Annotated in this window: 6 protein-coding genes and 1 rRNA gene; 6 read left to right on the plus strand and 1 reads right to left on the minus strand. The window is 49.7% G+C overall.

The genetic code is table 11. From position 1 onward, the window contains the following. The 4 genes from rrf to cbiB form a co-directional block, all read left to right on the plus strand. A 5S ribosomal RNA gene (gene rrf / locus E4T81_RS15345) occupies positions 1 to 91 on the plus strand; the annotation flags it as partial. An 87-nt stretch (positions 92 to 178) separates the two neighbouring features. After that, on the plus strand, positions 179 to 1,642 hold the full coding sequence (locus E4T81_RS15350) for a cobyric acid synthase (RefSeq protein ID WP_135046127.1): 1,464 nt from the start codon (positions 179 to 181) through the stop codon (positions 1,640 to 1,642). Continuing rightward, positions 1,635 to 2,645 (plus strand): threonine-phosphate decarboxylase, encoded by a 1,011-nt coding sequence (locus E4T81_RS15355; protein ID WP_135046117.1) that lies wholly within the window; start codon positions 1,635 to 1,637, stop codon positions 2,643 to 2,645. The genes E4T81_RS15350 and E4T81_RS15355 overlap by 8 nt, the downstream gene beginning before the upstream one ends. After that, a complete protein-coding gene (cbiB, locus tag E4T81_RS15360) occupies positions 2,630 to 3,550 on the plus strand; it encodes an adenosylcobinamide-phosphate synthase CbiB (RefSeq protein WP_135046119.1) in 921 nt (306 codons plus the stop codon). The genes E4T81_RS15355 and cbiB overlap by 16 nt, the downstream gene beginning before the upstream one ends. Positions 3,551 to 3,654: 104 nt before the next feature. On the opposite strand, the gene E4T81_RS15365 is transcribed toward cbiB, so the two are convergent. Next, positions 3,655 to 6,972 (minus strand): hypothetical protein, encoded by a 3,318-nt coding sequence (locus tag E4T81_RS15365; RefSeq protein ID WP_135046121.1) that lies wholly within the window; start codon positions 6,970 to 6,972, stop codon positions 3,655 to 3,657. Positions 6,973 to 7,158: 186 nt separating this feature from the next. Between E4T81_RS15365 and E4T81_RS15370 the strand changes: the two genes are divergently transcribed. Continuing rightward, the gene (locus E4T81_RS15370; RefSeq protein ID WP_135046123.1) at positions 7,159 to 7,518 is read left to right on the plus strand and encodes a hypothetical protein; all 360 of its coding nucleotides are present in this window, start codon (positions 7,159 to 7,161) and stop codon (positions 7,516 to 7,518) included. Between the two features lie 111 nt (positions 7,519 to 7,629). Continuing rightward, positions 7,630 to 10,197 carry a xylan 1,4-beta-xylosidase gene (xyl3A, locus tag E4T81_RS15375; protein WP_135046125.1) on the plus strand — a complete coding sequence of 856 codons (2,568 nt, stop codon included), beginning with the start codon at positions 7,630 to 7,632 and terminating at the stop codon, positions 10,195 to 10,197. The last annotated feature ends 1,105 nt before the right edge of the window (positions 10,198 to 11,302 follow it).

Raw genomic sequence — 11,302 nt, forward strand, 5'->3', positions numbered from 1 at the left:
GGGGCTCCACCTCTTCCCATTCCGAACAGAGAAGTTAAACCCCGCCACGCCGATGGTACTGCGAAAGTGGGAGAGTAGGTAACCGCCCCCTTCGAGGCTGCAAGCAACCCTTGCAGCCTCTTTTTTTTTACCCATACGAAAAGTCAAATTTAATAGTAGTTATCTTGTGTTACCTTTAATGTTTGCCGGCACCGGCAGCGATGTAGGGAAAAGTATAATCGTGACCGGGCTTTGCCGTATATTCAAGCAGGATGGATATAACCCAGCTCCATTCAAGGCGCAGAACATGGCATTGAATTCTTATGCCACTCCCGACGGTTTTGAAATCGGCAGGGCTCAGGCTGTTCAGGCAGAGGCTGCAGGTATAGCCTGTGAAACTGACATGAATCCTTTATTGTTGAAGCCTACGGGTGATTGCACATCGCAGGTAGTGTTGAACGGCAAACCTATCGGTAATACTTCGGCGCGCGATTATTTCAGGCAGGATGGACGGAAGTTTCTTGCCGACGAGGTGCATAAGGCCTATGACCGGCTCTCATCGCGTTATAACCCGATTGTGCTTGAAGGTGCGGGAAGTATAGCCGAGTTGAATCTTCGTCACCTGGATTTGGTAAACATGTCTATGGCGCGTTATGCCGGAGCGCGTGTTATCATTGTCGCCGACATTGACCGCGGCGGAGTCTTTGCCAGTCTTTATGGCTCTATCATGCTTCAGGATGATTATGACCGCAAGCTGATAAAGGGAGTAATCATAAACAAGTTCAGGGGCGACATCAGTCTGTTTGATTCGGGAAGAAAAATTATTGAAGAGATCTGTGGTGTGCCCGTACTTGGAGTTGTGCCCTATCTTAATGACATCCACATTGACGAAGAGGACTCTGTCGCTCTTGAAGGGAAGTCATCGTCGAGCGGCACAGGCAAGATTAACGCAGCGGTGGTAAAATTACGTCATATATCCAATTTTACTGATTTCAACCGTCTTGAAAGAGACTCACGCGTAAATCTCTATTATACCACATCGCCCGAAGAGCTGCTTAATGCCGACATCGTAATAATCCCCGGCACTAAGTCGACTATTGACGATCTGGCTTTTCTGCGCGAATCGGGGCTTGCCGCTGCAATCCATGACGCCCGTAATGCGGGAAAGACATTATTCGGAATATGCGGAGGCTATCAGATTATGGGAACCGTGATAAGCGACCCGCAGGGTGTGGAAGGAAAATCAATAACCGTGCAGGGTCTCGGGCTTTTGCCTGTAAGCACTGTGTTGACAGGCGATAAAGTGACACGTCAGGTCGACTTCAATTTCCTTGAATCAAATAAAAACTGCAAGGGTTACGAGATACATATGGGGCGCACGGAAATGACTCCCGGTATTACTCCGCTGAATCATCTGAGCGACGGTAGTCCCGAGGGCTGTATTGTCGATAACCGCTGTATGGGCAGTTATATCCACGGTATTCTCGACAATGACTGTGTTGTCGACTATCTTCTGTCTCCGTATTCGGAGGCTTCTGACAATGGTGAGTGCGGTCAGGATTATGTGTCGTGGCGCGAGAGCCAGTATGACGCACTTGCCGCGGCGCTTCGCAAGCATATAGATATTGATGCGGTGTATAGAATAATGAACGGCGATGATTGATGGACACGGCGACGACATATACCGGTATGGCGCAAGAGTGAAATATAATTTCAGTTCCAACATATGCCGTGTGGACTATCTTGACAAGCTCATGCAGCATATAGCCCTACATCCGGAGGCGATAGGGTCCTACCCCGAGCCCTATCCCGGAGAGCTTGAAGCAATGATAGCTGCAACCGAGGGTGTCCCGGCAGAATGTGTGATTGTTACCAACGGCGCTACCGAGGCTATTTATCTTATTGCGCACGCTTTTCAGAATGAAGGATCAGATATATTGTCTCCTACATTCAGCGAATATGAGGACGCGTGCAGGATGTACGGGCACAAGATACATCATGCGGCACGCATAGATGAAATATCGGCTGATGCCGGAGTAGTGTGGCTCTGTAATCCGAATAATCCGACAGGAAAAGTCTTGCCGGCCGATACTGTGCAAGGGCTCGCCGGCACCCATTGTGATAAGATTTTTGTTATAGACGGAGCCTATGCCGATTATGCCGTAAAACCTGTGATGACACCGCGGACGGCGGTCGACACAGGCAATGTCGTGTTGCTCGGCTCGTTTACCAAGCGCTACTCTGTCCCGGGATTGCGTATAGGCTATGCGATAGCTGATAGTGCTATTCTTGATAAGATAAGACAATACAGGATGCCGTGGTCGGTTAACGCGATTGCTATTGTTGCGGCGCGCTATCTTATGACTGACACAGGCACTCCCACAGTCGACGCCCCTCGACTTCATGAAGAGGCTCTAAGGTTACGCGGGGAGTTGATGGAGTGTGGCATGTGGGTTTCCGAGACCGATTGTAATTTCATGCTTTGCCGTCTGCCTTGCGGAAGTGCGCCTGAACTTAAAGAGTGGCTTGTGGAGCGTTACGGCATACTTATCCGCGACGCATCAAATTTTCACGGGCTCGACAACCGATATATACGCGTAGCCGCGCAGTCGCGTGAAGACAATAAATTATTGATAAAAGCAATAAGAGAATGGATGTCATTTTAGCAGTGGCGCCCCTGCTTGCAGGGTGGGCGCTTGATTTCGCGGCGGGTGATCCCGCATCTCTTCCTCACCCCATAGTAGGTTTCGGAAAGGTCATCTCATGGCTTGAACATCGTCTAAACCGGGGACTTCATCGGGTGGCGAAAGGCGCGCTGTCAGCCGTAGGGTTGATTGTCGCTGTATATTTAGTCACACTATTAATTGAAAACATGCTTTCACCTTATCAGTGGGTTAAATGTTGCTTTGAGGCGGTAATCATATTTTATTGTCTTGCCGGCACAACTCTTGTGCGCGAAGTAAGGGGAGTGTTTGCCGCCGTTGACCGTTCTGTCGAAGAGGGACGCCGCCAGGTGGCCCGGATAGTGGGACGCGACACGAATATGCTTTCGGCTCAGGAGATACGCACGGCGGCCCTTGAGACGCTTGCCGAGAATCTTAGTGACGGTGTCATTGCTCCGCTATTCTGGTATATGTTGCTTGGTGTCCCCGGTATGCTCGCCTATAAGATGATAAATACCCTTGACTCTATGACCGGCTACCGTAACGAGCGTTTCCGTGATTATGGAAGATGGGCGGCTAAGATTGACGATGCCGCCAACTATATTCCGGCGCGTTTAACCGCTTTTCTTATGGTCGTGGCTTCCGGACGGCTTTCATTGCTGTCATTTGTCATCCGTTACGGGAAGTGTCACGCAAGTCCTAATTCCGGTTATCCTGAAGCCGCCCTTGCCGGCATTCTTGATTGTCGTTTCGGCGGTTCCCACGATTATTTCGGCGAGACTGTCTATAAGCCTTATATCGGAGAAAATCCACGTCTTCTTACTACTGCCGACATGGTGAAGTCAATCCGTATAAACCGTGTTGCTGAACTTATCATGCTTCTTATCGTATTAGCCACCCGGCTGTAGATTTCACCCGATAGACTATATAAAAAATGAAAGAGCCCGACTCACGTCGCGCTCTTTCCCCTTATCATATACGGTAAAAGTGCTACTTTACCTTTCTCGTGATATTATAGACCCGGTTTGATGGTCACGTGTACAGTCTGGTTGAGCTTACCCCACTTGTGGGTTACAACCACCGGAATGTTAAGGGTAAGGTCATGCTGGATGGCGATACCGTTGCCGGTGAAGGTGAGTACACCTGCCTCGCTTATGTTGATCTGGTAATTCATCTGCTGAGGAGTGTAGTCAACACCATTGTCGGTAATAGTCGGTGTGCCTGAAGTCCAGTCAACCTTGGTGATTCCATAATATTTCCAGTAATCTGTACCGGCTACGAACTCGTTGCCGAATGCATCGGTGATAGTCATGTTGGCAGCAAGATTACGTGTCTGAGCCTGAGAATTCTGGGTTAGAGGAGCTACAGCGGCTGTTGTAAGCGACTGAAGCGGCTTGATGATCTTGACAGATGTGCTGTTAAGGCTGTACATGTTATCGGCGTTGCCGTTAAGCTGTATGTTCCAGCCGAGACCTACCGTCATTTCATTTTCAACCATTGCGATACCTGCGGCATTGTTCTCGATGAAGAAGTTAGCCTCAAGTTCGGTGTCGCTTGCGTCAGCCTTGTTAAGGTCAAATTCAGCCTTGTCGGCATTACCATACCATAGTCTTGCGGCTACAACAGCGGGGTCAGCGTCAATGTTGATTACATAGCTGTTATCCTCGTCTACCTCATATCCTGCGGGTGCTGTCTTGAACACGATGTCCCAGGTTGCGCAGTCAAGCAGGTTGTTGAGATAAGGTGCCACACGACCGGTAAGAATATTGGTGTCGTAAGTTGCGGTTGAACCGTTGAACCCACCGACAGGCATTGCTTGCGGGAGAACACGCATGACGTTGTTGTTCCAGAATGCGGGGACAGTCTTGCCGAGTGAGGGCAGGTTAGCCGGCCATTCAACAGTTACCTTGAGAGTCAGAGTGAGGTCGGGGTATAGACCGGCAGCATTGGTAAACTTGATTTCCTTGCTGAGAGTCAAGTCCTCACCACCGAGAATCATGTCGGCAACACCTACAGTCCAGATGATAGGCTGGTCTTCTTCCTCGCCGGTAGCGTTAAGGTTGACAATGACTCCTGCGGGTGCGGTAGCCGCATAGGTGGCAACGAACTGCTCTTTGGTCATTGCAAAGCCAAGCTTGCTGATGATTTCGCTGTTGATAGCGTCCCATGTAACCACTTCATCAAATGCGCTGCAGCTGAGTTCAACTGAAGGATAAGTGATAGTAAACTTGGTATTGGCGTCACCGAGAGTCAATTTAACTTTAACAAATTCCTGTGCGATTACATTGCCTGCCTTGTCTTTCATGACAACTTCGATAACCGGAGTCTTGCCGAGACGGTCAAGGATATTGCCATTTTCAGGAGTGACGGGAGTGAGTTTGCCATCTTTGCTTATAGAAGCATATACCTGCTGGTTCACACCGTTTACTTTGTATTCCTGACCGAATACTGCATATTCGATTGTGAAGCCAAACATCTTCATGTCATCGGCGTTCATCACTACATGCTTGTTGTCGTAGTTCATGCAACCGGTCACATATGCGCTAAGGTCGGTCACGCTGTTGTAGTTGACCTCGGTAAGGATGTCAGCGGCAGCGATATTTGCCCATGCATGGAGGTTGGTTTCTGCATATTCGGGAGTCTCAAGCGAAGTAGTCGCGGTAAGAGCGGGAGTGAAGTAGGTGTCGGATATGCGTGCATACTCAGAGAATACCACTGCGTCGGCAGGATCTTCAGTCTTTGTCACCTTCTCGTCGCCTTCACCTTCAGTCCAGGTGTAGAGATTCTTTGCTGCGATGGGCACACGGAGTGCTACGGTGTAGAAGCTGTTGCCCGGACCTGCCTTGTCTACATTAGTGTCAACATTCTTCTTCGCAAACACCTCGAGGATTCCTTCGCCTTCCTCCGACTTCTTGAAGTCAACTACGTCAAGCACAGCCTCGTTGCCTGAGCGTGAGGTAGCTATAACCTGTACGAAGCTCGGGGTCTCGATATCTTCGAGAGTTACGCCGGCGGGATTGAGGCGATAAAGCACTTTTGCGTTCTCGCTGTTGATTGATACAGCCTTGGCGTCAGCTTCGGCAGCCGCGTAAAGACCGGTCTCCTTGTCAAGCTTGCCGAGCGGCTTGAAGCTTGCAGTGAAGAAGTCGATTGTCGGGATGCCCTCGCGATATGCGGTCGGGACAAGTGTTATGCTTGTCAGGCGCTTTGCATTTTGCTGTGCGAGCACGTTAAGATTACCGTTGATTTCCTTGATGTCGTTCAGGATGCCGGTAATCTTATTGTTAATAGCAGCTATGGCTTCAGCCTGTTCTTCAACAGAGCCTCTCAGCTCAGTGATGATGCCGCTGTCCTCGCCGGTCATGCCTTCAACAAGAGCCTTCAGGTCGTCAAGGTCACTTGCCACTCCGTCAATCTTGCTGTCAAGATCGCTGAGTTGTCCGCTAAGACCTGCGAGAAGAGTCTCGTAATTCTCCTTGAAGTTGTTAAGAGCGAGCAACTGTGCGTCAACCTGAGTCTTGTACTGGTTGAACGCTGCGATATGGTCGGTGACACGAGTGTCGAGAGCCGAGATAATACCGGTCAACTCTTCTTTAAGGCCGGGGATTATCTGGTCGCATATCTCGGTAAGTTTTGCAGTGTTATCGGCTACGTCGGTCTTGATTGCCTCGATTGATGAATCGATTGCCTGAAGACGTCCGTTGATACCGCTTATTGTAGTCTCATTGATGCCTACATTGGTAAGATACTGCTTGATAAGAGCGTTGACGTCATCGGTTGACATGTTGTTGAGCGAAGCTATTTTCTGCTCAAGTTCAGTGATGTCACCCTTTGTAGCACAGTTGTTAAGAGCCGCGGTGATTGCCTCGAAGTCTTTGCCATACTGTGATTTCAGCTCATTAATCTGCGACTCGATAGAAGTCTTGAGGGCTTCCATCTGTTCGATTGTCTGGGCAAGCACCTCTGCCTTGGCGTCGGCGACGGCCTTCAATGCTGCTTCAGCTTGGGCATTTGCCGCCATTGCCTGGGCGAGTGCATCGTCACCGGTCTTTTGAGCCTGCTCGGCCTTTGTCGCAGCGGCTGCGGCAGCCTCTCCTGCCTGCTTTGCCTGTGCTTCAATTGCCGCCTGTGCTGTTTTGAGCTCTTCAATCTTAGCGTCTACAGCCTTGGCTTGCTGGTCGAGCTTGTTGTTGAACTCATCCTGCAGCTTATCGTCATTGTTGGTCAGGTTGGTGATGTCATCATCATAATCCGAACAACTGACAAACGTCGTTGCCGGAGCCGCCATAATCAATGAAAATAAAGCTACTTTGAGAAACTTTTTCTTCATAATAATATTGGTTTAAAATAAGAATAAAAAAATGAACTATGTACTTTTTCTAAAAATAGGTTAACTCCCTTTTGCGGATGGAGCGATTTTTTGTATTTTTATCGTAGTAAACAAATAAATTCACTGCAAATATCATACATATTTTTGATTAAAACAAATATATGCATGATTTTTTTACGATTAATTATGGATATTGCTGAAAGAATCAATCAAATAATTGACCGAGAAGGATTGACCGTAGCATCATTCGCACGTAAAATCGGAGTTGGCGACCAGACCGTTAGGTCGGTGTGTGTCCTGAAACGCAATAAGCCGGGATTTGAATTCTTGTCAAATCTTGTTCAAACATTTGAGTGGCTTAATCCCGTTTGGGTACTTACCGGCAAGGGTGAGATGGAAATTAACCGTGATAAGAATGATGGTATAGAGGTGGATTCTATAGCGGAACTTGTAAAGTATCTCAGGGAAAAAGATGAAAAGATAGAGAGGCTTATAGAAGAAAAAACGACGTGGAAGTTGAAATATGAGATGACTTCCGGCTCTTGACCGTTTAAGCTAAATCTATTAGTTGGTTTGCTTCGTGTCAGTAAGATTCTTAACTTTGCAAAATAAAGTAACCCTGATAATTTTAATACCTTCATAACAAAATCACTTTTCATGAATGCAAAAAGACTGATTAAGACAATGCTGCTCGGGCTTGTCCCTTTATGTGGCGTTGCCAATGACTTTCCGTATAAAAATCCGGAGTTGAGTTCTGAACAGCGTGCTGCCGATTTATGCTCGCGTCTTACTCTTGAAGAAAAGGCCGCGATAATGATGAACGGATCTAAGGGAATTGAACGTCTTGGCATACCGGCTTTTGACTGGTGGAGCGAGGCTCTCCACGGTGTAGGCAGAAACGGACTGTCGACAGTGTTTCCTTCCTGTATCGGTATGGCTGCGTCATTCAATGACGACCTTATCGGCGACGTGTTTACCGCTATCAGTGACGAGGCACGCGCTAAAAATACCGAGGCGCGCCGCAACGGCAGCGTCGGCAAGTACAAGGGTCTGTCGTTCTGGACTCCTACTGTCAATATCTTCCGTGATCCGAGATGGGGACGCGGACAGGAATCCTATGGGGAGGACCCCTACATGAACGGTCGCATGGGACTCCGTGTCGTTCAGGCTCTTCAGGGTGACACTACCGAAAAATATCATAAACTGATAGCGTGTGCCAAGCATTTTGCCGTGCATAGCGGACCCGAAAAGACCCGTCATAGCTTTGACATCGAGGATTTGCCGGCGCGCGACCTGTGGGAGACTTATCTGCCGGCTTTCAAAGTGCTTGTGCAGGAAGGAAATGTGCGTCAGGTGATGTGTGCCTATCAGCGGTTTGAGGGGCAGGCATGCTGTGGCTCTGACAGGCTCCTTCAGTCGATACTTCGTGATGACTGGGGCTTTGACGGGGTTGTCGTGAGCGACTGCGGCGCCATCCGTGACTTTTATCTTCCGGGCCGACATGGAGTCGCTGCCGATGCGGAGAGTGCATCGGCACTTGGTGTAAGAAGCGGTACCGACGTGGAGTGTGGCGCCATCTATAAGACCTTGCCTGCCGCCGTGAAGCGCGGTGACATATCGGAGGCTGATATTGACAAGAGTGTGATCCGTCTTCTCAAGGAGCGCTTTGACCTCGGTGATTTTGACCCTGACTCGCTGGTGTCATGGACCCGTATACCGCAGTCGGTTGTGGCAAGCAAGGCAAATCGTGATCTCGCCTTGCAGATGGCGAAGGAACAGACCGTGCTGCTCAAAAACAACGGTATTCTTCCCCTTAAAAAGGAAGACGCGTCACGCATTATGGTGATGGGGCCGAATGCCGCCGACTCCACAATGCAGTGGGGTATATATTACGGACAACCCGCTCACACAGTGACTATGCTCGAAGGTTTGCAGGCAAAGGTCGGCGAGCTGCCTTACCGCAAGGGGTCGACTATCACGGCGATGACTGAGCGCGAGAGCATATTTGATAAGATAACCGATGTTGACGGCAAGCCGGGTATGAGAGCGGTGTATTGGAACAACACCGAGATGTCGGGCTCTCCTGTCGTGACTCTCAACTATACGGCGCCTATACAGCTTGACAACGGTGGAAACACCGCTTTTGCGCCCGGTGTTGAGCTGACTGATTTTACGACAAGGATAAAAGGCTCTTATGTAGCTGACCGCGACGAGACGCTTGACATCGTGTTTAACAATGACGATGGAATGAGGATAATTATCAACGGCGACACTATACATAACCGCTGGAAGACCGATCCTCTCGGATTCCGTCAGATGCCGCTTGCGGTAGAAGCCGGTAAACGCTATGATGTCGAGGTCAATTACATGCAGCTTGCTGATGACGCTACGCTTAACTTTGACATTGTACGCAATCGTGAACTATCGATTGATGATATATTGAAAAGCGCTGAGGGCAGTGACATAGTTATTTATTTCGGCGGCATTTCTCCCGCACTCGAACGCGAGGAGGCAAAGGTGACCGATCCCGGCTTTGACAATGGCGACCGCACATCCATCGAGTTGCCTCAGGTGCAGCGCGACATACTTGCGGCGCTCCACAAGGCAGGCAAAAAGATTGTGTTTGTCAACTGTAGCGGCAGCGCGGTGGCGCTCGCTCCTGAAAGTGTGATTTGTGATGCGATTGTGGAGGCGTGGTATCCCGGTGAACAGGGCGGACACGCTATTGCCGACATTCTATTTGGTGATTACAATCCTTCCGGTAAACTCCCCGTCACGTTCTATGCCTCTGACGCCGATCTTCCTCCATTTGATGAGTATCGCATGACCGGACGCACTTATCGCTATCTGTTGAACGAGCCGTTATATCCCTTTGGATTCGGTCTAAGCTATACTGATTTCCGTTATGGCAATCCTGTGTATGCCGATGGAAAGGTGTCGGTTGAGATTGAAAATACCGGTGACCGCGAGGGAGCCGAGACGGTTCAGCTCTATATGCGCCGTGTGGCTGACGTGAACGGTCCGCTCAAGACCCTCCGTGGCTATGAGAAGGTGACACTGAAGCCCGGTGAGAAGCGCACGGTGATAATCGACATGCCGCTTGAGCGATTTGAAAACTGGGATGAGACGACAGGTACAATGCGTGTTGTCCCCGGCACATATGAGCTCATGGTAGGCTCTTCCAGTGCAGAGAAAGACTTGAAGCGTATAAATGTAGAAATCTAAAATAAGACAATGCCATGTTTTTAGGCATGGTGGAAGAAATGGGTTGCGTCATCCGCAGCCCATTTTCTTTTTGTGCGGATACTACGTAGCTGTTGCGCCACGATTGTACCGTACACACACACAACATGCATTTTCCTGACATGTGATAATCCATGGTAACATTGGTTTGACGAAACGATTGATACAGGATGATTCCTAGGGAAACATCGTCAATACACAAAACATACTGTGGGTATCGCTACGCTCAACCCACGGCTAAACAAAGATTATCCCCTTTGGGGAAACATTGTGTGGTGCATCCCATGCGGAAACGCGGGTAATCTCCACGCCGTTACACCAAAACACCACACATGCAGTGTAGGGGCGAGTGGAAGCTCGCCCGCGTTGCGTCCGCTTATGACGTATATGTGGCGGCATCCCCGGGCGGGGATATTCTGTGTTTTCGCATGGTTTGTGTTGCGGGCGACCTTCCAGTCGCCCCTACAGCTACGCGATGGACTACGCGGTGATTTACAGGGCATTATCAATAACTATCCACACATGCAGTGTAGGGGCGAGTGGAAGCTCGCCCGCGTTGCGTCCGCTTATGACGTATATGTGGCGGCATCCCCGGGCTGGGATATTCTGTGTTTTCGCATGGTTTGTGTTGCGGGCGACCTTCCAGTCGCCCCTACAGCTACGCGGTGATTTACAGGGCATTATCAATGATTGTCCATACAGGCAATGTAGGGGCGAGTGGAAGCTCGCCCGCGTTGCGTCCGCCGATGACGTATATGTGGCGGCATCCCCGGGCGGGGATATTCTGTGTTTTCGCATGGTTTGTGTTGCGGGCGACCTTCCAGTCGCCCCTACAGCTACGCGATGGACTACGCGGTGATTTACAGGGTATTATCAATAACTATCCACACATGCAGTTTAGGGGCGAGTGGAAGCTCGCCCGCGTTGCGTCCGCTGATGACGTATATGTGGCGGCATCCCCGGGCGGGGATATTCTGTGTTTTCGCATGGTTTGTGTTGCGGGCGACCTTCCAGTCGCCCCTACAGCTACGCGATGGACTACGCGGTGATTTACAGGGCATTATCAATAACTATCCACACATGCAGT

The organism is Barnesiella sp. WM24, from assembly GCF_004570975.1.
In the GTDB taxonomy this organism is placed as follows: Bacteria; Bacteroidota; Bacteroidia; order Bacteroidales; family Muribaculaceae; genus Muribaculum.

What these genes read in the sequence shown, in the direction of transcription:
- E4T81_RS15350 (WP_135046127.1), top strand. Translation starts at nt 179, where the DNA reads ATGTTTGCCGGCACCGGCAGCGATGTAGGGAAAAGTATAATCGTGACC.
- E4T81_RS15355 (WP_135046117.1), top strand. Translation starts at nt 1,635, where the DNA reads ATGATTGATGGACACGGCGACGACATATACCGGTATGGCGCAAGAGTG.
- xyl3A (WP_135046125.1), top strand. Translation starts at nt 7,630, where the DNA reads ATGAATGCAAAAAGACTGATTAAGACAATGCTGCTCGGGCTTGTCCCT.
- E4T81_RS15365 (WP_135046121.1), bottom strand. Translation starts at nt 6,972, where the DNA reads ATGAAGAAAAAGTTTCTCAAAGTAGCTTTATTTTCATTGATTATGGCG.
- E4T81_RS15370 (WP_135046123.1), top strand. Translation starts at nt 7,159, where the DNA reads ATGGATATTGCTGAAAGAATCAATCAAATAATTGACCGAGAAGGATTG.
- cbiB (WP_135046119.1), top strand. Translation starts at nt 2,630, where the DNA reads ATGGATGTCATTTTAGCAGTGGCGCCCCTGCTTGCAGGGTGGGCGCTT.